Raw genomic sequence first — 22,572 nt, 5'->3', positions numbered from 1 at the left:
TGCCCGTAAGATCAGGCGACCCTGTCCAGCCATGCGTCAGGCAGCCACAGCGTCTGCGTACCTGGGGATGTGAGTGGGACCTGAACATGGTCGAGCATGGCGGGGTCGGGCCGCCGGGAGGGCAGGAGCAGGATGCGTGCGGCGGGCCTGGGCCTCGTCGGGTCCGCGAGCTCCTGCAGCACCCGAAGTGCGCCGTAGCGGGCAAGCGGCGCGGCTTCGGTGATCAGCAGAGGGTCTGGTGCCGACAGTGCCTCCGCAAGTGTCGGCACGACATGGTGCTGGACGAGTTCCGTCAATCCGCGGAAGTCGGGATCTTTGGGATTGCCGCTGTCTGCTGCAATGATCGCCTCCCACGGGAAGCCGAGCGCGCGCAGGCGTGCGAGGAGGACTGCGGTGACGTCCAGCTCTTGCATGTCGAGACGTGCCAATAGCTCGCGACGTGCTCGGTCATGGGTCCGCAGGGACGTGAGGAGCGCAAGATACCGACCCTGCTCAATCGTCACGGCGAGGCGAGCGCCGACCTCGTCGGCTCCGGAGCGGGTTGTCAGCGGCTCGCTGAACGTCGCCATCCGGGTCGACGTTGCCGAAGACTGCATCGTCTCCGGCGTGAATGCTCGCGCGACGGCATCCCACTGCAACGGAAGCCCGATGGCGGTGACGAGCCTTCCAAGCTCAGGCATACCGGGAAGTGGCTCTGCAAGCGGGAAACGCGCCTGGACCCGCGATTGGAGATCTTCGACGGGCAGCCGGGGGACCACGAGTGCGTTCGCGGCGAGGCGTAGCGCCCGATCGGCGGGCATGCCGACCGGATACAGGATGCCTTGGGCGCTGAGCGCGGCCTCGTTGTTGCTGGCCGCTACGGCGATCTCGAGTAGTCGTTGGTCGGTCATCGCCGGGAGTCCGTCTGGACTGGGCACCGCCCGGAGGTCGTCGACGGCGCGTTGGCGTGACGGCAGCGGGTCGATCGCGGCAAGACGTTTCGCGCGTTGGCCGAGCAATGCGGCGTAATCCAACAGGCTCGCGGCGGTCGTGAGCGATGCCGGGTCGTCGGGCTCTCGGCCGATCAGAACCGTGTCGGACGATTGGAACCGGCGGATCGCGACCCGCGCGTCGCCGCCCCGTGCAAGCTCGGCCTCGACTGCGGCTCGGACGAGGCCGATGGCCTGCGGCAGGCGGAGGGCATCAGCTGCGTAGGAGCCGCGGGTCGCGAGGAGCGCCTCGGCGACCTCCTCCGCGCTCATGATCGAGCCGCGCGTGTCGAGCAGGGCGACGATTTCGTCGCGGACCTGGGCCACAGCGGCGTTCTCGAGCCACTTAGGTGCGTATTTGCGCAGCCAGTTCGAGATCTGAGGTTGGCTGTGACCAGTTGAACGAGCGGCCTCGGACTGCGCGGGCCAACAAAGATAAACACCGGCGGCCGTCGGCTCCTGCCCCAACAGGACCCGCATGGCCAAGTGTTCCTTGCGGCTGCGTCCGTCGAGCAGGGTGGCGCACACCGCCTCGATCCCGTGGGCGGTCACCGTCTCCGGCGCAGGCACGGGCCGCTGGTTCCCGATCAAGGGCCTGAGGGTACGCGCGAGGGCCAGGATCTCCTTGCGGGTCGCGTCTGGTACGCCCTTTGCCCGAGTCAGCGCCGACGGCTCGTAGGCAAGTAGTTCCCCGACGGTGTGCACACCCAACCGTTCGAGAGCGGAGCGAGCACGCGCGGTTAGGTCGGTGGCGATCAACTGGGTGTCGAAAGTGACTGCGCCAGAGGGCTGGGTGACGGACGCCGCCGCGTCGGGAATGTCCCGGAAGATTGCTCGCCAGGCGTCGGTCATCTCTTCGACCGTGTCGAAACGCGCATTCGCGTCGCGGGCCATAGCCTTGGCGAAGAAGTTGATCAGCCGGTCGGCGACGGCGGTATCGAATGCCGACGCCTCCAGCGTGACTTCATTGGAGACTGTCGCTGGATTGGCGTTGTCACCCCACCGTGGGACGGTGCCCGTCGCCATCTCATAGAGCGTCACCGCAGCGGCGAAACGCTCCGCGGCTGCGTCGTATCGGCTTCTGCCCGCCTCGCCGAGGAACGGATCCAAGTATGGCGGCGTGCCGGCGGTGACATGGTCGGCGGGCGTCGACGCCAGCGAGAAGTCGAAGACACATAGATGTAGCTGCTTGTCTTTCGGACGTGGCCGTGCGGCGAGGTTCGTCGGTTTGAGATCGCGGTGCCACACACCTTGACCGTCAAGGAAGCCAACGACGTCCAGCAGGTCTCGGCCGTAGCGCTCCAGCAGGTCAATGGCGAGGCGGCCCTTCTGCAGCTCCTCGGCCAGCGTGCGTGGTCCGGCGCTTTCCAATAGCAGCGCGGTCCGGCCGCCTACAGTGACCGGTCCGTCGACGAGCGCGGCGACCTGCCAATGTTTGAGCTTGCCCACGGCCTGCGCCTCCGCGGTGAGGCGATCGGCATGCTGCTCGTCTCGGGCGACCTTCAGCACCAACTCGCGGCGTGAATCACCGTCGCCCCGGGTGACCAGGAGCGCGGTGGCGGTTGCTCCGGATCCGAGCCGCCGTTCGACGCGCAGGCCACCGTCGAGGATGTCGCCCTTGACTGCCTCCAGCGGATCTTTGACCGGTTCCGGCTCTGGCGCGGTGAGCTCGTCCCAGACATCCTCAAGCCCGCGTCGGAAGTCGCCCACACTCGCTAGGCGCTGCGCCGGGTCGCCGTGCGTCGCGTCGTACAACAGCTTGACGAGGTTGTTCGGCATGCCGTCGACGACGCCGGCCAGATTCAAACCGCGGTTGCGGACCTTCGCCACGAGCTGGTCGGCGCTGTCTGCGGGTGGGCGGCCAGCGAAGATCCGGTACGCGATCGCGCCCAGTCCGAACACGTCAAGCTTGATGCCGGGGACCTGGGCGCTGGTGAACGCCTCGGGCGCTTGATACCGGCGGATCTCGTCATCGAGGAACAGCTCCAGGCCCGCCCCGTCGCTTGACGAACTCAACCGAGTGATCTGTGTAGTCCCGACCAGACGGCCGCCAGTCTGCCAATCGGTAATCAACAGCGCTGGTCGGGATCGGTCTGGTTCGGTGACGAAAACCGCTCGGGGATGCAGGGCCCGGTGAGACAGCCGCCGTGAGTGTGCATAGTCGACGATCTCTGCGAGGTCCTGCACGAGGTGTAGCTTCTGCGCGACGGTGAGCTGGCGCTCCCGCTCACGCTGGGTCAGCCACTGATCGAGTCTTACCGACTCGCCGGCATGATCGAAGATCAGCGCGGGGCCGAACGAATGCTCGGCCTTGTCGACAGGATGTGCGATACCAGGGTGGTGGATGCCCTGAAGGAGCCGGAACTCGCGTTCGGCGCCACGCTGGATGATCGGGACCTCTTCGGCCGGTGCTCGGCTGGTCAGATAGAACCGGACTCGGCGGACCAGACCTGGATCAAGCTCATGGCCTGCCAGGAAGTCTTGCCAGCCGACTCCTTCCGCGAACGGGGCGGGGTGCAGGATGAGCTGCAGAATCCGCCGGTCGGCGACCGATGGACGGATTTTGGCGCCGCGGACTAGATCGACGATCTGTCGTCCCCGGTCCGCGGTGATCAACCATTCCGGCCGGGCTGGTCCGGAGAGCAGGAACTCTTGCAGGCTCGGTAGCCCGCCTGGGTGACCACTGGGTCCGAAGACGTGCTGCCGGCCGATCTCGTCAAGCCGGGATCGGAAATCGGGGGCGTGCAGATAGACTGCCGCTCCGACGAACGGGCTATGCGCCTCCTTGCCCTGCTGGCGCGCATAGAATTTGATCACGCTGGCGAGGCGCTTGGCCTTGCGATTCGCCAAGATGTACGGGTTGTCTTCGGGCGTTAGGCGGCCGTTCGGCGGTCGGCGTACCCACTGGATGCCGTCGCCGCCAATCTCGCCCGACCAATGCTTCAGCTCCAGAACGAACAGTCCGCGCGGCGTGAGGACGAGAGCGTCGACCTCATTGATCGAACCGTCGGTGCCGACGAACTCGACATTCGCCCAGACGTGGTAGGGGTCCGTGTCGGGCAAGTACGAGGCGAGCTGACGTAGGCCGCTCTGCTCGTGCACGAACTGGCTGGGATTGATGTGCTCCCAGCGCGGCGAGTCCTCGCGCACGAATGCCTCCTGTACTCCGATGTCGCCGGAAGCGGGCTCGGACCCGCGCCAGCCAGATCATAATCCCGCAGAGCCTGCGACTCGGCGACCCGATAGACCAGTCGGACAGGTTGCGTGATGCGTCGTAGACCAATCGGAGGATTTCTTGGCCAGGAAGCATCGCAGGGGTCCGCAGTACAACCGCCGAGAAGGAGCAGCTGCGCTCTGATGCGGGAGCGCCATAGAGCGCAAGTTAGGGCCTGGCGAAGAAGTCAAGGATGGCAGGAACCGACGCCACCCACTTGCGGCCCACGCGGTAGATCTTGACCGGGAACTCGCCCTCCCTGGCCATTTCGTACGCCTTCGTCCGCCCGATGCCTAGAATCTCCCCAGCCGTCACGATATCGGTCTGTGAACCGAGCGCCCGGATGGCATCGATCGTCCAGGCGCGGTTCGTCGGTGCGGCGAGCTGTGTTGTCATCGCGTCCTCCCGTGTGTCGTAGCGACAGGAGCATCAGCTTGTAGGACCAAGGCCCGCAGGTCAAGGTCTCTGCTAGTGTGTATTCATGACACATTCGCAGCGACCAGGGGAGATCCTTGCCTCCCGGCTACGCGAAGTGCGCGCGGCCCGAGGATGGAGCGTCGCCCAGGTGGTCGAACGCTGCATCGAGGCCGGGGCGACCGCGATGACTCGCGACAAGATCAACAACATCCTTGTACGCGGCCGTCCAGCCGACGTCGACGAGCTTCTTCTACTGGCATATGTCTTCGACGTGGCGCCGGCGCATCTGCTTGCGCCAGGACGAGACGCGTCCGTCGCGATCACCCCAAACACCGTGGTCCATGACGGTGTGGCCGTCGAGCGGTGGGTTCGCGGCGAGCAGGCGTTGCCGGGTTCCGATGCGAGCCACTACTACGCCGAGTCGTACGAACGCCTTGCTGAGTCCGATCCGGACAATGCGGTCATGCAGTACGCCCGGATGAAGACCATTGAGCAGGCGAGGCAGTTCGCCATCCGGTTCAATGCCGCGGCGCGACAGCAGATGTCCACGACGATCGAAACGCTGGCGACGATACGCGCGATGGTTGACAATGGACAGTCATCGGACGACATCGTCGCGCGCATAGACGCCGCCGTTGTCAACATGCGGGCACCAGCGTCCACCACGACCGGCGAAGCTTGAGAACCCGACCGGACTAGCGGATCGCGGTCTGCTGTCGGACCTGGTGGCGCAGCCGGTAGGCGCTATGCAGATGCATCCCGAGCAACGACGCCAACTCGTGACCGGACAGGTGGGACGTCGCATTGATCAGCTGCTCGAGGCTGTGTAGCCGAGTTCGCGCGCCTTGGCGGCGTGCCGTGCTGCCGCTTCAGCCGTACGCAGCTCGCGCAGGTGCTCCTTGTTGCGCTCGGTGGCGATCCGACCCCCGGCTCGGCGGCGGCTTTCCGCCCGAGCGACGGCCGCAGCGCGAGCCCGATCGGCCTTGCGCTGCGGGTCGGCCGCAGCCGCCAGCATCTTGTCCCGAACCCGGTCGAATCGTTGCCTCCCCAGTTCGGCCTGTCGCTCGCGGAGGTCGGCAGCCTGAAGCCGTTGTCCCGCCGGGAGCTCGTGGACCGCCCGATATTGCGCCGGAGTCAGGTTGTGCACGCTGCGTACGTGCTGGCCGAGGCCGCGTTGCCACTTCCCGCACTCCAGGCAGACCAACCGGCCGTCGCGCTCGGGTTGGGTTCCGACAATCACCGCAGCGAGCTCGTCCGCGGTGAGCGCCGGTGACGAGGCCAGCCGTGGCCGCGTCCAGTCGTCACAATGCTGTCGGCGCAACGGATACACCGCCTGTACGGGCACGTCCAGCACCGCCGCGACGTCTGCGGCCGGCGCGTCGATAATGGCGTTGAGCAGCGTCGCCAGATCGGCATGTCCGGCGTCATGAGCTCGCTGCTCCAGAAGCGCGTTCCGATCCGCTCTGGTCTGCTCGGCCCGCTCTCTGCGGGTTGGTCTTCGGCTCGGATCCTGTGCCCGCTGCTGCGCTTTCGCCGCGTGCAGCTGCCGCGTTGCCGAGCCGAGTAGCGACAGATCCTCCGGCAGTCCGTATCGATGCCGGTAGGTCGTCGGATCGAGTTGGTGCTTCATGGTCAGGTGCTGTCCCAGAACTCGGTACCAACGACCGCATTCGCGACACAGCAAACGACCGTGGTCTTCGGGCTGAAGCCCGCGGCGCAGCGCGGACAGCTCGTCCAGTGGAACCGGACCGCGGCGCGGGTCGGCGGCCCGGTCCCCGGCGGTTCGCTCCAGCTCGGTCGCGTCTGACGGGTACGCCCGCAGGTAAGCGTCCAGGGTCATACCATGCTTCAACGCGATGTGCTGCCCGAGCCCGCGGTAGAAGCCGCCGCACGCACGGCACTGCCGGGTCTGGCCGGCCGCAAGACCGGGTGGACGTCCCGCACCACCGGAAACGTAACCGTGGCGGCGACGCAGTGCCCACATCCGGCGAACTGCGACCGACAACATTCCCGCCACCTCCCGGGCGGGCAGATCACTGGTCGCCGCGAGCATCGCATGAAGGTCGGTGAAACCGGCTGCAACCGCGCGGCTGTGAAGATCCGACTCCGAGGCAGCCCGTGCAGCCGCACCCACCACAGCTCCCCGCTCCTGCGCCAACGCTTTGGTTCCCGGCCGTTGCGCCGACTCGCGCCGGGCCGAGCGTGACATAGCGAGCCGCTGCTCGGCGGTCGTACGCGTAGGAGTCAGCCGCGCCCGAAGCGCCTCGGGCTCTCGCTCGAAAAGCTCCCGGCCGCGCTGGGAACGCCACCGACGCAGCCAAACCGCCTCCAACGGCGTACTACGGGGCAAACCGAACTTCAGCCGGTATTCCTCACAGCTGATCTTATGGGCTGCCGTCACGTGATGACCGAGGCGGATGTACGTGCGCCCGCACTCGAGGCATTGCAGCCGGTCACGATCCTCCGGCTGGACTCCTTCGGGAGCCGTGCGATCAGAGCTGGGTTCGAGCATCGGCCAAAGATATGCCATAGATGGCGTACCCGAGCCGCTGGTCCAGCAGCACTGCCCGCGGAATGCACGCCAGCGTGTCGTGTACGCCCCGGCACCGGTTTCTGCTCAGGCACTCAGCTACCACCCTGAGGCCGCCCACCGCCACGCCGAAGACGCCTGCGGAACGTGGATCCCGTTCACCCCAGGCGATCACACAAGGTCACCACGCAAGCAGGAAGATCCAGGACCGCCGACCATTTGATTTATCGGAGCCTGTCAGTTTCTGTCCCGGCGATGCCGAGGGCCTCGGTGAGTTCGAGGATTCCGTCGCCGAACGGACCAGGGCTCGCCTCGAGAGCGGCCGTGAGTCGGTCAGGGCTGGCGACGAGGCTTGCCCTCTCGGCCCAGGCCAGCAGTCCGGCGGCGGCCTGGCTGTTGAGCGGCTCGAAGCTGTCGTCGTCGACCAGGCTCCGGACGATCTGTTCGTTAAGATAGAACTCAAGGGCCCCGCCGGAGGTATCGGCCGCCGTGGCAAAGGCGCAGTCGCTGTCGAAGACCGATAGCGCGATGGCCGGTGCCGCCGTCTCCAGCGCGAGGTGGTTTGCCAAGCGGTTGAGTGAGGTGTCGTCGATCGGGCCGAGGAACCCGATCCGCCAGCCGCCGGCGCGTACGTTGTCAGTCACGGCCACGAAGAGGTCGTGGACGCACGCCAGCTCGTCGAGCCGCGTGTCGCCGGTGCGGGCGATGATGACAATACCGGAGTAGCCCACGATCATCCCTGCCGTTCGGCGAGGCGCTGGTTGGCGAGGGCCAGGACGCTCGCGACCAGCGAATCGGGGCCGCTGTCCTGCCAGCCCGCAGTCTCGGCCGCGACCGCGTCCACGTCACCGCGCTCCGCATAGGCATAGGTGCGGATGATGCCGTCGTTCCAAGTTCCATCTGGCCAACGGCCAGCCTTCCACTGCCCGGGCGCGACTTGCTCTGCGCGGGCCCGGGCGGATCGTTCGCGGTCCTCCTCGACCGCGGCGAGCATCGCGTCGAAGTCACCCAGCCAGCTCTTCATGCGGGGTACGTTCCCCGCCAGCCAGGCCCGCACGATGGTGGCAGCGCGGTCTACGTCGGATTCCGACGACAACGAGAACCTGTGGTCGGGCAGCGTCGCGGTGTCGCCGGTCGCCACCAGGCGATGGCTCCAGACGCCGTGGTGCGGCATAGCGTCGCGGCGAGGATCGTTCTCGCCGAAGTAGTACCGCACGTGCGCGGCGAGCAGCACCCCGACGTTGATGAAGAACTCGACCTCTCCCCACAGTGCAGTGGTGCGCTGGATATCGAGGGCAATGCCATTGCACTCCGGGTCGAAATACCGGAATACCGGCCCACGGCGGACAAACCCGACCGCCTCCAGGTCGGCTTCGATGAGTTCGACGAACCGTCGTAGTAAGGCGTTCACGAGGCGGCACCGTACCGTGCCCATGACCGGCCGCACATCCGGCACCCGGTTGGTGATCTCCACTTGCCTGGTGGCTACGCGCACCGTCCGATATGCCCGTGATGATCACACAGGGTCACCAGTCAAGGCGGAAGAACCAGGCTGCTCCGCTCGCGGTACTCGCGGACGCATCAGTCATGACGGGAGCGCAGGATCGTTGTCAGACAACGCTTCCGACCGCTACTTCACGCTCGAACCTCACGATGTGGCGCAGCTGCCATGCGATCACACCGCCGCACACGACGAACGAGATCACGGCTGCATAGATCGCGATGCCCAGGACCCCCCAGCTGTGCGCCTGACGCACGTCAAGAAGTGACACCGCCGGCCCCGCGACGACTGTTCCGACCGCACAACGCAAGGCCCACCGGATTGCGGACCGGGCGGAGTCTGGCGAGCCGGCCAACAGCCGCAGCGACGACCATGTGGTGAGCGCGAGTGCCACCGTGGCCATCGCCAAGATCACCGGTAGACTCCATGCTTCCACCATGCGCCCAGCTTCGACCTCGACCGACCGATCTGAGAACGCACCTACAGCCCCGTACGCCAATATGAACGTCAGCAGCGACGTCACGACGACGTGGACGACGAACGAGGGGTGTACGCCAGCCTTCATCGTCATCCCTTCAGGTTCCAGTCGGAGGCGTCTCCGTCGGACAACCGCCCATCGGCGAGCTCCACAGTCGGTCGCGGCCAATGGCCGCCCGGATAGGCCGCGTTGTCGTGCAGGTCCTGCTCCAGGTCTTTGATCTTCGGCACGGTGTTGACCATGATGAATGTGTAGAACGCGCTGAGGATGGCCAACGTAACGCCGACGAACTTGGCCACCGCGGCAGCAGCACCACCGGCCCCGGCCGGTGCGCCCACACCCGTCGAGGCGGCTGCGACACATGCCATGATGATCAGGACCACCTCGACCAGGGCGGCGAGAAACGCCAGCCAGAATGCGCCGATGGCAATCGCCATGCTGGTCAGCACGTCGTCGATGGTTCGTGCGGATGCCGCCAGCGCGGACATGGCCTCCTTCTGTCGGGGCAGGCTGTTCTTGTACGCGTCCGCGGCCACACCAGTCCAGAAGTCGTCGACCCGCATCTCGTCCAGCGTCGACCTGGAGATCTGGCTGCTGATCTGGCCCGCGATCGGCGGGCCTGCCCAGTCGCTGCCGTGGCTCCAGAGTGTCCATGGCACGCCCGGGTTCAGGAAGAACTCGGTCACCAGGTTGCCGGTCTGGTCGATCTGACTGTCGATCTTCGACAGCATGGCGTCGAGTCCTGCGCCCTGCGGTCCGAGCGCGACCGTCCACCGCCGGACGATCGCAATGAGGCGGCGGCCCTCGTGCTGCATCTGCTCGGTGCGATCGCGCGCATCCGCCACGACCTTCTCGAACTCTGCCGCACTCATCATGGTCACGACGACGCACCTCCCCGCGGGCTCACTGGGTGCCCTGCATGCGATGTAGGGCGGCCGCATCATCGGCCGCATAACCGTTAGCGGCAGTCTCCAAGGACGCTGCCATGAGTTCGTGGGACTGTACGGCTTCGCCCATCAGGGCAATCATGCGATCTTGAACGGAGCGATAGAGCTCGACCATGCCCAGTTTGTCGGCGATGAACGACAGTTGCAGCTCACCGAGGTCAAGCCGCTCAGCGACTTGTCCGGCGCTTCTGAACGCCGCCGCCATGTCGCGCCACTCCGCCGCGTCATGCCGCATCGCAGCAAGCGAGGCGGTGACCTGTGACTCCGGTGAACTCATCGTGCGCTCCGTTCGCCTAGTCCCAGATTGGCAAGAAGCTGCAAGGGATCGGCCATCAGTGTGCGGAACTCCGCCACCCGTCCAACGGCGTCCATCTCGGCGACGGCGCTGGAGATTCCGCCGGGCTGCAAGCGCCTCAATACCCGCGTAAGCTCGCGGCCGATCTCCTTGTTGTCGGCTTGCCGCAGCCAGGCGACATCCACATCCACCGTGATCAAGTGGCCTGCTCGAGCCTTCGCGACGATCGCTCCACCAGACCCGGTCTCTATCCGCTCCTCACCGGCGGCGCGAAGCGCTCGTGCCTCAGCTTCCGGCAGCACGTTTTGGACGTCGGCGAGCAAAGACCGCAGGTACGAGGCGAAGGCTGCCGGGTCTGCATCGGCGCTCGTGCTGGTCGGTTCCGACGGACCGGCCGTTGGCGCTTTTTCATCCGTAGCCCGCCGCGTCACGACCTGACGGATTGCCGTTCGATGTGCCGCAGATACAGCTGAGACGACAGCAGCGCCAAAGTCGCCCCCGGCCAGACGTCGTTGCCAGTCAGGGTGCACGTGCAGTTCGCGTATGGCGCCGTCGACACTCACGACGGCCGCGACCGGTCCGTCCACGCCAGCAGTGGCTGTCTCTGCTGGGTTCCACTGTGCAGCCGTTTCAGCCGCCTCGCCATACTGCTCACGCAGCCGTGCCAGTTGTTCGTCCATCCCCCGCACCCTCATCGACGAATGCCGAGAGCCTAGCGGCCGCCACTCCGGCCTGCCAAGGGCCGAGATCACCGCGAAGCCGTCATGTAGGCGACGATCAAGGCCACGGCCGACGGCAACCTGGGGACCACACCTTGCCGCGTCCACAAGGACCTCCGACGTGCCGAAGCCCTTCGCCTCGGACACGCCGCCTGCCGGGGCTGGGTGAGTCCTTCCAGCGATCCGCCGGGCCGCGTCGCCGTCAAGCCGTCGCCCGCCGGGGCCGTAGCGAACATCATGACCGCTGCGCGGATCAGTGATCTTCGCCCGGCCGGTTCCGGCGGGCGGGCTTGAGCTGCGCCTGCGGTCTTCGGCGGTACGCCGGACTCGTCCCAGCCCACAGCGGGCGGGATGCCTCGACGCCGCCGGTTCGGCCTGGCACCGCTGGGCCGGCGGCGCGAGGGACGTACGAGTCCCGTGGAGCATCACATGACTATCGCGATCGCGGCCGAATCTGTTGGCCGCAACATCCCGCTCGACCAGCTGATGAAGCTGCTGCAAGACCAGTCCACCCGCAAACTCGACGTGATCGCCGGGTCCGCCTCCCTGCGCGCGATCGGCGGGAACCTTGTCCTGGACGGCACCGAACCGAGCCTCGGCCCGGACGGCGTCACGATGACCTCCGGCACCTACGCGCCGAACGACCTGTGCCGCACCGGGTTGGCCGACAAGCTCGGCATCCCGTCGGCGTACCTGCGCAAGCTCGCGGGTGAGCACGTCGATCTGTTCGACGACAACGTCAACGGCTGGCTGCAGCGCACCGACCGCCGGTTCCTCGTCCGCGTGGTGCGCGACGACGCAGGTGGGGGAGTGGCCAGGGCGTTTCTGTCCGACCGTTACTCGCGGATCGATAACCTCGACGTGCTCATGGCGGCGCTCGACGGCGTCCGCGAGACCGGGTTGCCGGTTCAGCTCGACGGATGCGACCTGACGGACAAGCGCATGTACCTGCGCGTGTACGCTCCTCAGGTCGCGGCGATGGCACCGGCCCTGCTTGACCGGTATCGCAGTCCGTTCACCGGCGAGGCCGGCCGGGATCTTCCGGTCGTCTGGGCTGGGTTCATGATTTCCAACTCGGAGACCGGCTGTGGTGCGTTCACCCTCGCCCCGCGGCTGATGGTCCAGGTGTGCCGTAACGGTCTGGTCGTCAACGCGAGCAAGCTGCGGCGTTCGCACATCGGCGGCCGGCATGAGGATGACGGTGTGGTCGCGTGGTCGCAGGCGACCACCACGAAGACGCTGGAGTTGATCACCTCAAGGACAAGGGACGCGGTCGCCGCGTATCTGGATGAGGACTTCGTCTTCCGAATGGTTCGCGACCTGGAGCAGGCAGCGGGAAAGCCGGTCATCGACCCGGACACGACGATCAAGATCGTCGGGCGGCGGTTGCGGTTCAGCGACGATCAGCAGCGTGACATCCTCGCCCACTTCATCAAGGGCGGCGACCTGTCGGCTGGGGGAGTACTGCACGCGGTCACGTCGGTCGCGCAGACCGTCTCCGATGCCGACACCGCGTACGAGATGGAATCTGCCGGTGTCCAGGCGATGCACATCGCGGCGGGAGTCCACTGATGGGCGACGACGTCACGCACATCCGCCTCGACGGGCCCAAGGAGCTGCTGAGCATGATCCCGTACCTGCTCGGCTTCCACCCGCACAACGACATCGTGTTGTCCGGGCTGTCGGACCGCCGGTTCGTGCTCACCGCACGGGCGAGCCTCGACTGGCCCACTCACGACACGGTCGACCAGCTCACCACCGCGCTCGCGCAAGTCGATCGGCACGCGGAGGCGATCGTGACCGGCTACGGCCCGGCCGCCGTCGAGCCGAAGATCCTCCAGATCGCCGACGGCATCAACGACCACGGCTTCCGTGTCGGGCAAACGCTGCGTGTGCACGACAGCCGCTACTTCTGCCTGCGCTGTGGTCAATGCACTCCGGCGGAGGGTACGCCGTTCGACGCCCGCGGGACCGTGGCGGCGGCGCACGCGACGATGCTCGGGATGGTGGCCCGTCCTCGCCGCGAAGACGTCGAACAGCTCGTCGCGTACCACCCGGAAGACAGCCTCGCCGACAGAATCGCGCAGATCGGGCCGGACCTGTTCACGCTGACCCGCACCGCGGCACGCCTCGTGATCGACAGCGCGATGCGGGTCGCGCGCAGCGGGCGGCGGCTCAGCGACCACCGTGCGGCCGGCCTGGTCGTGGTCCTGCAAGCGATCACCTGGCGAGACCATGCGTGGCTGGCTACGACCGGGAAGACGTGGCAGCTGGACATGTGGCTGGATTTGACCCGGCGGTGCCCGCCCGCGTACGCCGCACCAGTGGCATCGCTGGCTGCGTGGTGCGCGTGGCGGTCTGGCGACGGCATCCTCGCCCGCGCCGCAGTCGAGCGCGCTCTCGAAACCTCGCGCAGCTACCGGCTGGCACGGATGGTGAACGAGGCCCTGGATAGGCATCTGCCGCCGGACGAGTTCCCCTGGCCACCAGACGACATGACCTTCTCCCGATCGTGGGAGGTCTGATCGTGCCGCGTCCGATGCGCCGCTATCAGCCCAGCATTCTCGCCGAACTCCAGCGCGAATCAGCCGAACGGTGCGCCGCCGGTCGGCTCGCCTTCGGTGGCTGGAAGACCGGCGAGGACGGCCATCACTATTGGGACTGCCTGAACTGCGACTACCGCCATGTCTGGCCTGAGCCCGCGCCCCGGCTTGATGACGTTTGACGTAGTCAGGTCATGTCGAAGTGCCCGCGGACCTTGTCGCAGAGTCGGCATCGGAACACGTAGAAGCCCCAATCCGCATCCTGGGTAGGGTTCGCGGGCATGAATTGCAGTACCCACGGCTCGGCGTCGTCGAAGACCGCCATGAACGTGGTCGTCAAGTCATCGTCTGAATGTTGACCGAGATCCGGTTGGGACCATTCTCCGATGTAGACCATCGGGTGCCGACAGCAGAACAGCCACTGCTCACCCTGCCAGGTGTTGTAAGTCGGCGTCCGCACCAGGTCGAGCAGGATCGCTGGGTCGACCAACACGCTGGTCCAGTCGTCTTCGGTGGGAGCGGTAGGCAGGCCGCCGGTGGTGAGGTGGCCAGGCACACCGTGGGTTCGCCCGGCCATCGCATCCTCCCAGCGGACCATGCCGAATTCGGTGTCCTTGGTGATCGCCACCTTCCCCGCTCGAAGGCATGTGCCGCAAGCGACCGGGTCGGCCGGCAAGGCGTTGATGGCCAGCGCCTGCTCGCATCGGACGCAGAAAGCATCCTCGGCGCCACCGCCAACCGATGCGAGGGCGGTCTGCTCGCCACAGCTGGCGCACGTGCAGATGATTGCCGTGCCGATGCCAAGCCGGAAGCAGACCACCGCGTGCTGCGAGCAGATCATGCACTTCCCGGTATCGGCGAACTGGGCCGTCGTGGTCAAGTCAGCGGCGTATAGCGGAAACGTGATCTCGGGCTCGGTCGGCATCGCCACAAGGTACGCCCACCTGGCTGCCTCGGCGGTCGCTGCCTCTGTTGGCACCAGTGGTCGAGGCGATTCGTCCTGAACCGGAGCGGCGGCACCGGTCCTCGTCTGGGCTGGGGTTACGTGGATAGATTGCGGGCGGCTGCGATGAAGTCTTCCCGAGCCTGGGTAACGGCGTCGAAGGTCGGCTGAGAGTCCTTGGGGATTTGCCGTCCGTCATGGACGACGTAGTTCCAGACGTGTCGGTCCATCTCCTGGGCATGCCGCACGGTGTCGTCAGCGCGCGCGCAGGCAGTCGGTTCGGCTGCGAGCTGGAGCGCGGCGTTCGCGGCGAGAAGCTCGGCCCGGCCGGAGGCATATGTGGTTCGCAGGTCTTTGGTGGCCGAGTTCGCGTCGCGTCCCGTGCGGAGGGCTTCCTTCCTCGCCCAGACCAGCTCGTCAGTGGTCATGAGATACACGTCCAGGCTGGTCAGAAAGCGGGCGCACGCGGACCGATGCTGTTCCATGAGGGCACGATCGCGTTCGCTTCGAGTCTGGGCTTGCTGGGACCGCTCGGCCTGGCGTCCGCTGAGGAGAACGCCGCCAGCCCCAATTACAGCCACAGGACCGCGGCGGCCGCAGAAATCAACTCAGAACTCACCCACCTATGCGATCAGAACCCGGGCACATTTCGCTGCCCGCCAACGACCATCTGAGGAACATCGTTCCGTCCTGGACAGGCGCTCGAGCGAATCGCACCCGTGCACGCACAGCTCGCGGTCGGTGGGAGCCTCCGCGTCTGCCGGTCGCGATCGCGGGCCGCATTCCGGGCCGGACAGCCTGCCCGCCGAGCCCGCCCCGGCAAGGCGCAGAAGATCTTGCCTTCGGCACAGATCGTCTGCTTGCCTCCTTGCCTGTTCGGGCCCCGCCGGGCTGCGTGCCGGCCATCAGAACGCGGAACACTTCCGCGTCGCCTCGATCCGAGAGGACGGCACGCTCATGACCCTCGACGTAATGCCCATTGACGTCGACGCCCAAGTCGACGACCTGCCTGAGCTGGCGCTCATCGCCCAGTATCGGGACGGCGACAGCTCGGTCCGCTTCGCTTTCCTCGACCCGGCATTGTTGATGCCCAGCGACATCAACCGGACGTTCGACGAGCCAGGCGCTCTCGACGACCTGCTCGCGTCCATCCCTGTGGTGGGCATCCTGCAGGCGCTCGTCGTCACCCGAGTTGCGGACCGCGAGGACGCGTACCGGATCCTGATCGGACACCGCCGCCACGCAGCCGCACTCAAGCTCGGACTCGCCATCGTCCCATGCCTGATCGTTGCCTCCGACGGTGCCGCGCAGGAGATCTTGTCCATCCTGGCGGAGAACGACGACCGGCTCAGTCTCAAACCGTCGCAGAAGGCCGAGCTATATCACCAGCTCACCCTGCTTGATTGGCAACCGGCGCAAATCGCCAAGGCCCGCGGCGTCCGAACGAGCGAGGTACGCGCCGCCCTGACTCTTCACCAGCTGCCAGCAGCGGTTCACGAGGCCGCCGATGACGGTCAGCTCACCTTGGACCTTGCCGCGGAACTGGCCGAGTTCACCGACGACCCGAAAACACTCGCCAAGATCATGGACAAGGGGCGGGGCACCTGGGGCTTCCGCCACGCGATCAGCGATGCCCGCGACCGTCGGGTACGCAACGCAGCAGCCGATAGGATCTTCGCTGAGCTCACACTGGCCGGGGTGAAGGTCGTGCCCACGCCGCGCGACTTCGGCTACGGGTCGAAGCAGGCCGCACTGCACACTCTGCTCGACGCCAACGGCGCCCCGCTGGACCCGGAGACGGTCAAGACTCAGCCTGGCATCTTCGCCTACATCGACAAGCAGGCATACGGCGGACCGCAAGCGATCCTGTTCTGCTCTGACCCGGAAACCTTCGGCTACGTGCGGCGGGTCAGCAACGGCTACGTCTCGGAAGCGGAACGAGCCCGGCAGGCGGCCGAGGCCGAAACCCGTGCGGCACGACGCGCGGCGCTTGAGCTCGCGGCCGACGTCAGGAGAGAGTTCCTTGTCGCCACCTTCGCCAACCCGAAGGCGGCCAAGAAGCACCACGTGGAGGCTCTGCGAGACGCGATGGTCGATCCTGGTCGGCTCACCTATCCGGGCCAGTTGGCCGAGCTCGCGGACTCCATCGCCGGCGCCTCCATCGCAGACACTGCGTCTTCAGCCGGAGCAGATCGGTTGAGCCGGATCCTGGTCGCACGGTGGATCACCAGCCGCGAGCACCAACTCGCCGAACTGTCCAACGGCCGCACCTGGGCAGCCGACACCACCTACGTCGCTGCGCACTTGACCCGGTTGGTAGAACTCGGCTACGAGCTGTCGGAGGCCGAGCAGAGCCTGCTCGCCGAGATCCAGCCGCATGACGATGGCACCGGCGACGACATTGAAAGCGACGAGAAAATCGAAGACGACGAATAGATGTGGACATCTCTGGGCGGATCGCGAACTCGGCTATCCGCCCAGAGATCGGAAGACAGGACCAACGCGAGCGCGCAGCCGCGCGACCAGCGTGGCGTCAGCCGTGACGAGGCGTTCCTGCTGCGGATCGAAGCACACCAAGCCGTGCTCGGTGGCCACCCGTGCACAGTAGACGATCGCGTTGTCGGCCATGCTCGGACGCAGCGATGTGTAGAAGAACGGGCCGGTGGCATTGTTGAGGATCGGACCGTCGGCCCAGGGACTGCTGTCTGTCTCGTCATCGTCGATGTCGGGCCATCGGGCCAGCAGCGCCTGCACGTACACCTCCATCCGCGTGGTCGGGGCGTCCCACGACGACGCGGCTGCCTCATGCATGGCGAGGAAGACCTGCATTGCGGTGGCGTCGTCGGCCGGTTTCGGCCCGTCCCAGACTGCGATGTTGTACGTCATAGCGACGATCATGTCCCACGCTGGCGGGCGAGGACAAGATCGATCCGTCCCCGTGTCGGCGGATGGGGCCGTAGAGTCACTCCATGTCCGCCGATCTGCGCCCGTTGTTCACGGCTGATGTCGCGGCAGTTGTGCACAGCGGCTCGCTGATGGCCGAGGTGCCCCGCATGCCATCGCTCAAGCTCCATGCTGACACGCTCAGCCTCCTTCGAGATGGCCTGGGACACCACGAGATCGAGGTCAAGTGGCTCGGCCAGCTGGACCAGCAGGGGACCTTGCGACTCTGGCGGTCCTGGACCGGTCATCTCATGTATGAAGCAATCGTCACCATCGCGGACGCCGGAATCGGCACCGTCACCGTCACCGGGCTGAGGGTCGAGCGGGACACGAGTCGCTACACCGGTTCGATCGACGACGAGCCGGCCACGTTTGAGCGAGTCATCATTGGGATGGTCAATCTCATGCGTCAACTTCGTGCTGGCCATGGATCATGCGGCCCAGTCGACGGGGCGGAACCGTTGCCGAGCCGATGGACCGGAGCATGAACCGAGCGTCCAGCAACGACACTCCGCGCAACCGCTGTCGCATCTTCAGGCTGGCGCGGGCAACCGGGGCGCGGACGGGCGCCCGCGGGGGTGCTCGGCAGCAGGGCCGGACCCTCGAACACCTACGGCGCTGCCCCTGCGAGGGGTTTCGGCGTTGGTGCTCCCGCTCACACCGTGAAGACCGCACCCGGGGCACCAGAGCGATCCCCGGTTCCGCTCGACACCGTGTTGAGCGCTGCCTCGTCCAACACCGTGAGCTGGCGGCGGGGTAGCGCGATAGCCAACTGACCGGCACCGTCGGTCACGTCCGCGCCGGAAGCTTGTGCAGGTACTGCAGGTTGGTCCAGCTCGTCGCCCCGATGTGCCGCAGGAATCTTCACTGCCACGCCGTCGGCGGAGACGGTGAAGGTCGGCGAACGCCCCATCGGGCAGCTTCCACAGCGCCTGCGGCAGCGGTGAAATCGAGGAGCAGCACGCCCACCCCGATAGCGCCGCGCGTCACGGCACCCATGATCTGCTGGGCGTGCAAGCTGATCAGCGTGGCGCGCACCAGGAACGAGAACGCCAGCGACTGTCGGCGGCCCGACGGAATGAAGCCCAGCACGGTTGCGATCTTGCCATAGTCGTAGCGGTCGCGCGTCACGGTGAGCACGGCACGGTCTTCGGCGTGGATCTGCACGGCCAGATACCGGGGTGGCAGCCGGTCGGCCGGTAAACACCATCTCAGCGTCGACCGGTTGAGATGACGTGGTCCGTCGGGCCATGAGCCGATTCTGCGTACGCGGTGCGCCGGTTTGCCGCTGCTGACAGACCCCGATGTCATGCCCGGCCCGGCGACCGTTCGCAAGGGCCGGCAAACATCTTGGCCGCGCCTGCGGCGCCACTGCGTTCGCCCAAGATCTTTGCCTTCCTCCCTTGCGCCCGACCGCCTGAAGGCCGGGCCTGCCGGGTCACGTCAGCGCGACAGCCGCCACCCAGCGCGGGATCGCAACCACCGGCACCGGAAGGACCGACCCGTCATGCTCTACACCTTCACCATCGAAGGCAACCTCACCGCCGACCCCGAACTGCGCCACACCGACTCCGGGCTGGCCGTCGCCCAGTTCCGCATGGTCTACAACTCCCGCCGCCGCGACGCCAACGGCGAGTGGGTCGACGGCAAGTCCGTCTGGATCACCGTGACCTGCTGGCGGCAACTCGCCGAACGCGTCGCGACCCTGCGCCGCGGCGACACCGTCATCATCGACGCCGCCGACGATCTGCGCGCCGAAGCGTACGGCGGCGGTGCCAACCTGCGCGTCACAGCGAACAACGTCGCCCTGTCCATGCGCTGGGCCGGGGCCAGCAGCCACCGCAACGCCCGCCGTACGGAGCCGTCCGGCGACACGGTCGTCACCGCCGACGGTGAAGAGATCGACGCCGAAGCCTACGCCGACTACGCCGAGCAACGAGCCTTGGCGGCCGTCAACTGACGATCACGACCGGGCCGGTCGCCGCTTCCCCTAGCGACCGGCCCCTGATCCAGGAAAGGAAGGACAACGCCATGAGCACTCCGATCACCATCGGCCTGCCGCGCGGCGCGTGGAAGGCAGTCATCGCCGGGCTGGAGACCGCCGCCGACTACTACGCCGACCCCGGCAGCTGCTCGAGCTGCCAGCAGGCGGGCACTCTCTGTGACGATCATCGGCGCGACCATCATCGCGTAAGTCGATGGCGTGAGCTTCACGACCACATCCTGCAGACCATCGTGGGTCACGGACGAGATGAACCCGACTGCTGCGGCATGCCCCGCGACAGCAACCACGTCCTGGACTGTCCCGTGGCACTCGAGCAGACCTGCGACGACTGCGGAGCCCTGCCCGGCGAGGAATGCGCATGGTCGTGCTCGGCGTACTGGAACGGGACGGCCGACGATGCGCAGTGACGACGTCTACTACCTGACCGCATCCGGGACGATTCGGGGCCCGTACCGGAAGGATGAGTTCACCGCCCGCTTCCGCGCGATCATGCATCTGCTGGCGTTCGAGCCGCAAGCGACCGTGTACACCGTCCATGCGAACAGCGCCGATGAGGCCCGCAGGAGCCTCGCCATCTTCCTGGCGACGGCCGAGCAACAACTGCCGCCCTGAACCAGCCGTCGCCGTGATCGGCTACGGCGACGTCGCCTCCGGCCCGTCGCTGACGACGACTACGCTGGCGATCGGCGCACCAGCCGAGTGTTGCTCCGGCCACAACTGGATCGAACGCCCCGCCGCCGTGGTGATCACCTGACTGTCGATGCTTGCCCGGGACTCGGGCACGTCGTGCGCGGGCCATTCGCAGACGAAGGTGACCGGACCGTCCGGAGGCAGCGGCCACACCCAGTACGTTGCGTCGAAGCGGCGCATCCCACCGCTCCCACCGGTTGTCGTGAAGACCAGATTGCCCTTGTCCGCTTCCACCTCAGGCGCGCTGGACGTGACGTCCAGGTTGGTGCCCGACCGGCCGTCGGCGAACAACACGCCGACACGCAGGAACGTGTCCGGAATCGACCCGTCGGGCTGACCGGGAAACATCGGGACGGCCTCATCCTCACGCACCATCGCCGAAACCATGAACTCGAACCCCGCCGGATACACGATCACTGACGACACCACGACCGCCACATCCGGGGCACGCGCGATAATCAGCTCAACGGGCGCCGCCGCGCCGATCGCCGCCTCTGGCTTCATCCACACCGGCCGAGGCCGCACGCGCCGCGGACGACGCTGCGCAGCGGACGCTTGGACGAGTTGATCGAAGAACCCCATGGCGACCATTCTGGCACCGGGCAGGACGCCGCGGAGGCACCTCCATACCGTACCGGCCGTCACAACACCCGTTGGCCACCGGGGAACCCTCCGGCAGCCGGACGGCACCCCCGGTCACGGACAGCACCAGCAGTACATACGCTCGCCGGCCGCCTGCGCTCGCCCAGCGAGCTCCACCAGGGCGCGTACCGTCGACGACACGTCGGCCATGGCAATCCCAGTCGAGGTTGGTGGAGCTTCCAATTCCACCCAGCGCTGCGCCAACACCGAGACCGACTCCGCAGCGTTCGCCAGACTGTCGCGAATCACGTCGTGCAGCTCCACGACAAACGAACCGTCCGGGTCATCATCCTCGACCCATACCTCGGGCGGCGAGGTGAGCGGCGAATCATCCATGGTAGGCAGGCCGACAATCGTCGTCAGCCACAGTCCGTACTCCAGCTTCGTCTCCACCACATCCGGAAGCGGACGGCCGCCGGCAAGCATCGCGGCCATCGCCGCCGAGGCGGTCGCAACGTCGGCCGCCCGGAAATAGTCATAGGTAACGCCCACGGCGATCCTCCGGAGCAACAATTGGTCGGACGGAGTAGATCACACGCCGCCGACAACCGCGCGTTCGCTGGCTACGGGTGTGCGAACGGCTGCGTCGTCGAGCGCCGCACGGACCTCTGCTGCAGAAAGTCCGGTCAGGGCGCTGATCGATGTTCGCGTCTCCCGTAGCTCCGCCAGGGTTCTAAGAGCGGCCCGCGTCTTCGCCTGTGGCTCCATGATCGCCTCCCTCATGTCGTCCAGTATCCGGGCCACCTTGGCCTCCGCCTGCGTACGCAACGCCTCGGCCAGCGCCGTCTGCTCGAAGAAGTCAGCCAAAGCCGACTCAACCGCAAGCTCCCGGCGCCGGGCGGCCGCATCGCGCTCCTGCTTCACCTGGCGTGCCCGGCGGATCGCTTCCGCCCGCACTGCCGAATTTCGTCGTGTCATGCGCAGAAAGTTAGTGACCCGAATGCTCAAAAGAAAGGTCAAGAGGCGAAGTCGATAGCACATGACGGGCCCCGACATAGTGCGACACGAAACAGCATGACGGCACTTCACAAAAGCGGCACAGAGGCCGAATGAGCAGCACGTATGCTCCACATTAGCCTCACATAGAAATGAGCAAGACACCTCTTGCACGTGCCGTGAACCGTGGGTCATAGTGGCACTCCACAATCCCGTGAGGAGGTGTCAAAATGGTGGCCGTATGCGGCGCGGCGCGCATTCTGCTCGGCCGTTCCTCGCGCCTCCAGGGTGCTGCGCATCGCTACGCGACGGCTACCGCCGCCCTTGACCCGCGAGCCTCTACGGCCCGTCTGGCCCGAAAAAGCGGGCAGCCCTGCGGCCTGCCGCGATGGCGCACGCCGCACCGCATCCGGCGATGCACATGATGACCATCCACAAGCTCACCGTTGGCGATGGCTACACCTACCTGACCCGCAACATCGCTGGTGGTGACGTAGACCGGCAGCACCAGCAGAGTGCGGCCGACTACTACACCGCGGAAGGCAACCCGCCGGGTCGATGGATTGGCAACGGTGCCCACTTGCTCGATCTGGATGGTCAGCAGGTCACCGAGGAGCAGATGCGAGCGCTTTTCGGGATGGGCATGCACCCCGACGCCGACACCATCGTTGCGAGGTACCACGGGGAACATCTTCGCGCGGGGATGAGCGACGCGCAGGCGGCGCGTGTCTTGGCCGATGCGCGGCGCGCTGCCTTGCTCGGACTTCCATTCCCGGTCTACAAGCCGCTGGACTCGTTCGA

General features: G+C 66.6%; 26 protein-coding genes and 1 pseudogene. 10 read left to right on the top strand and 17 right to left on the bottom strand.

Annotation, left to right across the window (positions count from 1 at the left end; all coding sequences use genetic code 11):
* Positions 1-11: 11 nt before the first annotated feature.
* Together pglW and AB0M47_RS08755 are read right to left on the bottom strand one after the other, a co-directional pair.
* On the bottom strand, positions 12-4,118 hold the full coding sequence (pglW, locus tag AB0M47_RS08760; RefSeq protein WP_363410664.1) for a BREX system serine/threonine kinase PglW: 4,107 nt from the start codon (positions 4,116-4,118) through the stop codon (positions 12-14).
* A gap of 232 nt (positions 4,119-4,350) precedes the next feature.
* Positions 4,351-4,578, bottom strand: coding sequence for a DNA-binding protein (locus tag AB0M47_RS08755; RefSeq protein WP_363410661.1), 228 nt, complete (start codon positions 4,576-4,578; stop codon positions 4,351-4,353).
* An 85-nt stretch (positions 4,579-4,663) separates the two neighbouring features.
* Here AB0M47_RS08755 and AB0M47_RS08750 point away from each other — a divergent pair, with 85 nt between their 5' ends.
* The gene (locus AB0M47_RS08750) at positions 4,664-5,281 is read left to right on the top strand and encodes a helix-turn-helix transcriptional regulator (RefSeq protein ID WP_363410658.1); all 618 of its coding nucleotides are present in this window, start codon (positions 4,664-4,666) and stop codon (positions 5,279-5,281) included.
* 126 nt (positions 5,282-5,407) lie between these two features.
* Here the strand turns inward: AB0M47_RS08750 and AB0M47_RS08745 are convergent, their stop codons facing one another.
* The 8 genes and pseudogenes from AB0M47_RS08745 to AB0M47_RS08710 all read right to left on the bottom strand — a co-directional run bounded on the left by AB0M47_RS08745 (position 5,408) and on the right by AB0M47_RS08710 (position 11,030).
* On the bottom strand, positions 5,408-6,757 hold the full coding sequence (locus AB0M47_RS08745) for a MucR family transcriptional regulator (protein ID WP_363410865.1): 1,350 nt from the start codon (positions 6,755-6,757) through the stop codon (positions 5,408-5,410).
* A gap of 141 nt (positions 6,758-6,898) precedes the next feature.
* Positions 6,899-7,111: pseudogene (locus AB0M47_RS08740) on the bottom strand (MucR family transcriptional regulator); the annotation flags it as partial.
* Positions 7,112-7,353: 242 nt separating this feature from the next.
* Positions 7,354-7,866 (bottom strand): hypothetical protein, encoded by a 513-nt coding sequence (locus AB0M47_RS08735; RefSeq protein WP_363410655.1) that lies wholly within the window; start codon positions 7,864-7,866, stop codon positions 7,354-7,356.
* Positions 7,863-8,603 carry a hypothetical protein gene (locus AB0M47_RS08730; RefSeq protein ID WP_363410652.1) on the bottom strand — a complete coding sequence of 247 codons (741 nt, stop codon included), beginning with the start codon at positions 8,601-8,603 and terminating at the stop codon, positions 7,863-7,865. Before AB0M47_RS08730 ends, AB0M47_RS08735 begins: the two co-directional genes overlap by 4 nt.
* Positions 8,604-8,739: 136 nt before the next feature.
* Positions 8,740-9,201 carry a hypothetical protein gene (locus AB0M47_RS08725; protein WP_363410650.1) on the bottom strand — a complete coding sequence of 154 codons (462 nt, stop codon included), beginning with the start codon at positions 9,199-9,201 and terminating at the stop codon, positions 8,740-8,742.
* Positions 9,198-9,953, bottom strand: coding sequence for a hypothetical protein (locus AB0M47_RS08720; RefSeq protein ID WP_363410647.1), 756 nt, complete (start codon positions 9,951-9,953; stop codon positions 9,198-9,200). The genes AB0M47_RS08725 and AB0M47_RS08720 overlap by 4 nt, the downstream gene beginning before the upstream one ends.
* A gap of 58 nt (positions 9,954-10,011) precedes the next feature.
* A complete protein-coding gene (locus tag AB0M47_RS08715) occupies positions 10,012-10,332 on the bottom strand; it encodes a hypothetical protein (protein WP_363410644.1) in 321 nt (106 codons plus the stop codon).
* Entirely contained in the window at positions 10,329-11,030 is a 702-nt protein-coding gene (locus tag AB0M47_RS08710; protein ID WP_363410641.1) for a hypothetical protein, read from the bottom strand. The genes AB0M47_RS08715 and AB0M47_RS08710 overlap by 4 nt, the downstream gene beginning before the upstream one ends.
* Before the next feature lie 468 nt (positions 11,031-11,498).
* Here AB0M47_RS08710 and AB0M47_RS08705 point away from each other — a divergent pair, with 468 nt between their 5' ends.
* Genes AB0M47_RS08705 through AB0M47_RS08695 form a run of 3 tightly spaced genes read left to right on the top strand, consistent with a single transcriptional unit; the run spans position 11,499 to position 13,794 of the window.
* Entirely contained in the window at positions 11,499-12,641 is a 1,143-nt protein-coding gene (locus AB0M47_RS08705; RefSeq protein WP_363410638.1) for a DUF932 domain-containing protein, read from the top strand.
* A complete protein-coding gene (locus tag AB0M47_RS08700; protein ID WP_363410635.1) occupies positions 12,641-13,594 on the top strand; it encodes a DUF4192 domain-containing protein in 954 nt (317 codons plus the stop codon). Before AB0M47_RS08705 ends, AB0M47_RS08700 begins: the two co-directional genes overlap by 1 nt.
* 2 nt (positions 13,595-13,596) lie before the next feature.
* Positions 13,597-13,794 carry a hypothetical protein gene (locus AB0M47_RS08695; RefSeq protein ID WP_363410632.1) on the top strand — a complete coding sequence of 66 codons (198 nt, stop codon included), beginning with the start codon at positions 13,597-13,599 and terminating at the stop codon, positions 13,792-13,794.
* A 5-nt stretch (positions 13,795-13,799) separates the two neighbouring features.
* Here AB0M47_RS08695 and AB0M47_RS08690 read toward each other — a convergent pair whose 3' ends face one another.
* On the bottom strand, positions 13,800-14,537 hold the full coding sequence (locus tag AB0M47_RS08690) for a CbrC family protein (RefSeq protein ID WP_363410629.1): 738 nt from the start codon (positions 14,535-14,537) through the stop codon (positions 13,800-13,802).
* 116 nt (positions 14,538-14,653) lie between these two features.
* A complete protein-coding gene (locus tag AB0M47_RS08685) occupies positions 14,654-15,040 on the bottom strand; it encodes a hypothetical protein (protein WP_363410626.1) in 387 nt (128 codons plus the stop codon).
* A gap of 472 nt (positions 15,041-15,512) precedes the next feature.
* Between AB0M47_RS08685 and AB0M47_RS08680 the strand changes: the two genes are divergently transcribed.
* A complete protein-coding gene (locus AB0M47_RS08680) occupies positions 15,513-16,991 on the top strand; it encodes a ParB/RepB/Spo0J family partition protein (protein ID WP_363410623.1) in 1,479 nt (492 codons plus the stop codon).
* A gap of 33 nt (positions 16,992-17,024) precedes the next feature.
* Here AB0M47_RS08680 and AB0M47_RS08675 read toward each other — a convergent pair whose 3' ends face one another.
* A complete protein-coding gene (locus tag AB0M47_RS08675) occupies positions 17,025-17,441 on the bottom strand; it encodes a hypothetical protein (RefSeq protein WP_363410620.1) in 417 nt (138 codons plus the stop codon).
* An 83-nt stretch (positions 17,442-17,524) separates the two neighbouring features.
* Between AB0M47_RS08675 and AB0M47_RS08670 the strand changes: the two genes are divergently transcribed.
* Positions 17,525-17,986 (top strand): hypothetical protein, encoded by a 462-nt coding sequence (locus AB0M47_RS08670; RefSeq protein WP_363410617.1) that lies wholly within the window; start codon positions 17,525-17,527, stop codon positions 17,984-17,986.
* Between the two features lie 376 nt (positions 17,987-18,362).
* On the opposite strand, the gene AB0M47_RS08665 is transcribed toward AB0M47_RS08670, so the two are convergent.
* Positions 18,363-18,665 carry a hypothetical protein gene (locus tag AB0M47_RS08665; protein WP_363410614.1) on the bottom strand — a complete coding sequence of 101 codons (303 nt, stop codon included), beginning with the start codon at positions 18,663-18,665 and terminating at the stop codon, positions 18,363-18,365.
* A gap of 340 nt (positions 18,666-19,005) precedes the next feature.
* Here AB0M47_RS08665 and ssb point away from each other — a divergent pair, with 340 nt between their 5' ends.
* The 3 genes from ssb (at position 19,006) to AB0M47_RS08650 (ending at position 20,115) form a co-directional block, all read left to right on the top strand.
* Positions 19,006-19,458 carry a single-stranded DNA-binding protein gene (gene ssb / locus AB0M47_RS08660; RefSeq protein WP_363410611.1) on the top strand — a complete coding sequence of 151 codons (453 nt, stop codon included), beginning with the start codon at positions 19,006-19,008 and terminating at the stop codon, positions 19,456-19,458.
* Positions 19,459-19,529: 71 nt separating this feature from the next.
* The gene (locus AB0M47_RS08655) at positions 19,530-19,910 is read left to right on the top strand and encodes a hypothetical protein (protein ID WP_363410608.1); all 381 of its coding nucleotides are present in this window, start codon (positions 19,530-19,532) and stop codon (positions 19,908-19,910) included.
* Positions 19,900-20,115, top strand: a complete 216-nt coding sequence (locus AB0M47_RS08650; protein ID WP_363410605.1) for a hypothetical protein — start codon at positions 19,900-19,902, stop codon at positions 20,113-20,115. The genes AB0M47_RS08655 and AB0M47_RS08650 overlap by 11 nt, the downstream gene beginning before the upstream one ends.
* A 21-nt stretch (positions 20,116-20,136) precedes the next feature.
* Here AB0M47_RS08650 and AB0M47_RS08645 read toward each other — a convergent pair whose 3' ends face one another.
* The 3 genes from AB0M47_RS08645 to AB0M47_RS08635 form a co-directional block, all read right to left on the bottom strand.
* Positions 20,137-20,775 carry a hypothetical protein gene (locus AB0M47_RS08645; RefSeq protein WP_363410602.1) on the bottom strand — a complete coding sequence of 213 codons (639 nt, stop codon included), beginning with the start codon at positions 20,773-20,775 and terminating at the stop codon, positions 20,137-20,139.
* A 114-nt stretch (positions 20,776-20,889) separates the two neighbouring features.
* Positions 20,890-21,327: a hypothetical protein gene (locus tag AB0M47_RS08640; RefSeq protein WP_363410599.1), complete on the bottom strand. Its 438-nt coding sequence runs from the start codon at positions 21,325-21,327 to the stop codon at positions 20,890-20,892.
* A gap of 39 nt (positions 21,328-21,366) precedes the next feature.
* Complete coding sequence (locus AB0M47_RS08635) at positions 21,367-21,795, bottom strand: hypothetical protein (protein ID WP_363410596.1); 429 nt, start codon at positions 21,793-21,795, stop codon at positions 21,367-21,369.
* A gap of 364 nt (positions 21,796-22,159) precedes the next feature.
* On the opposite strand from AB0M47_RS08635, the gene AB0M47_RS08630 reads away from it, so the two are divergent.
* Positions 22,160-22,572: relaxase domain-containing protein (locus AB0M47_RS08630; RefSeq protein ID WP_363410593.1), on the top strand; the 413-nt coding region annotated here is incomplete at its 3' end.

This window comes from Hamadaea sp. NPDC051192 (genome assembly GCF_040682475.1).
GTDB lineage: Bacteria > Actinomycetota > Actinomycetes > Mycobacteriales > Micromonosporaceae > Hamadaea > Hamadaea flava.
The sequence above is the reverse complement of the archived record's forward strand: the minus strand, read 5'-3'. Positions and strand labels throughout refer to the sequence as shown.

What these genes read in the sequence shown, in the direction of transcription:
- ssb (WP_363410611.1), top strand. Translation starts at nt 19,006, where the DNA reads ATGCTCTACACCTTCACCATCGAAGGCAACCTCACCGCCGACCCCGAA.
- AB0M47_RS08655 (WP_363410608.1), top strand. Translation starts at nt 19,530, where the DNA reads ATGAGCACTCCGATCACCATCGGCCTGCCGCGCGGCGCGTGGAAGGCA.
- AB0M47_RS08755 (WP_363410661.1), bottom strand. Translation starts at nt 4,578, where the DNA reads ATGACAACACAGCTCGCCGCACCGACGAACCGCGCCTGGACGATCGAT.
- AB0M47_RS08650 (WP_363410605.1), top strand. Translation starts at nt 19,900, where the DNA reads ATGCGCAGTGACGACGTCTACTACCTGACCGCATCCGGGACGATTCGG.
- AB0M47_RS08705 (WP_363410638.1), top strand. Translation starts at nt 11,499, where the DNA reads ATGACTATCGCGATCGCGGCCGAATCTGTTGGCCGCAACATCCCGCTC.
- AB0M47_RS08710 (WP_363410641.1), bottom strand. Translation starts at nt 11,030, where the DNA reads ATGGACGAACAACTGGCACGGCTGCGTGAGCAGTATGGCGAGGCGGCT.
- AB0M47_RS08675 (WP_363410620.1), bottom strand. Translation starts at nt 17,441, where the DNA reads ATGACGTACAACATCGCAGTCTGGGACGGGCCGAAACCGGCCGACGAC.
- AB0M47_RS08750 (WP_363410658.1), top strand. Translation starts at nt 4,664, where the DNA reads ATGACACATTCGCAGCGACCAGGGGAGATCCTTGCCTCCCGGCTACGC.
- AB0M47_RS08680 (WP_363410623.1), top strand. Translation starts at nt 15,513, where the DNA reads ATGACCCTCGACGTAATGCCCATTGACGTCGACGCCCAAGTCGACGAC.
- AB0M47_RS08670 (WP_363410617.1), top strand. Translation starts at nt 17,525, where the DNA reads ATGTCCGCCGATCTGCGCCCGTTGTTCACGGCTGATGTCGCGGCAGTT.
- AB0M47_RS08685 (WP_363410626.1), bottom strand. Translation starts at nt 15,040, where the DNA reads ATGGAACAGCATCGGTCCGCGTGCGCCCGCTTTCTGACCAGCCTGGAC.
- AB0M47_RS08735 (WP_363410655.1), bottom strand. Translation starts at nt 7,866, where the DNA reads ATGATCGTGGGCTACTCCGGTATTGTCATCATCGCCCGCACCGGCGAC.
- AB0M47_RS08645 (WP_363410602.1), bottom strand. Translation starts at nt 20,775, where the DNA reads ATGGGGTTCTTCGATCAACTCGTCCAAGCGTCCGCTGCGCAGCGTCGT.
- AB0M47_RS08725 (WP_363410650.1), bottom strand. Translation starts at nt 9,201, where the DNA reads ATGACGATGAAGGCTGGCGTACACCCCTCGTTCGTCGTCCACGTCGTC.
- AB0M47_RS08700 (WP_363410635.1), top strand. Translation starts at nt 12,641, where the DNA reads ATGGGCGACGACGTCACGCACATCCGCCTCGACGGGCCCAAGGAGCTG.
- AB0M47_RS08715 (WP_363410644.1), bottom strand. Translation starts at nt 10,332, where the DNA reads ATGAGTTCACCGGAGTCACAGGTCACCGCCTCGCTTGCTGCGATGCGG.
- AB0M47_RS08690 (WP_363410629.1), bottom strand. Translation starts at nt 14,537, where the DNA reads ATGCCGACCGAGCCCGAGATCACGTTTCCGCTATACGCCGCTGACTTG.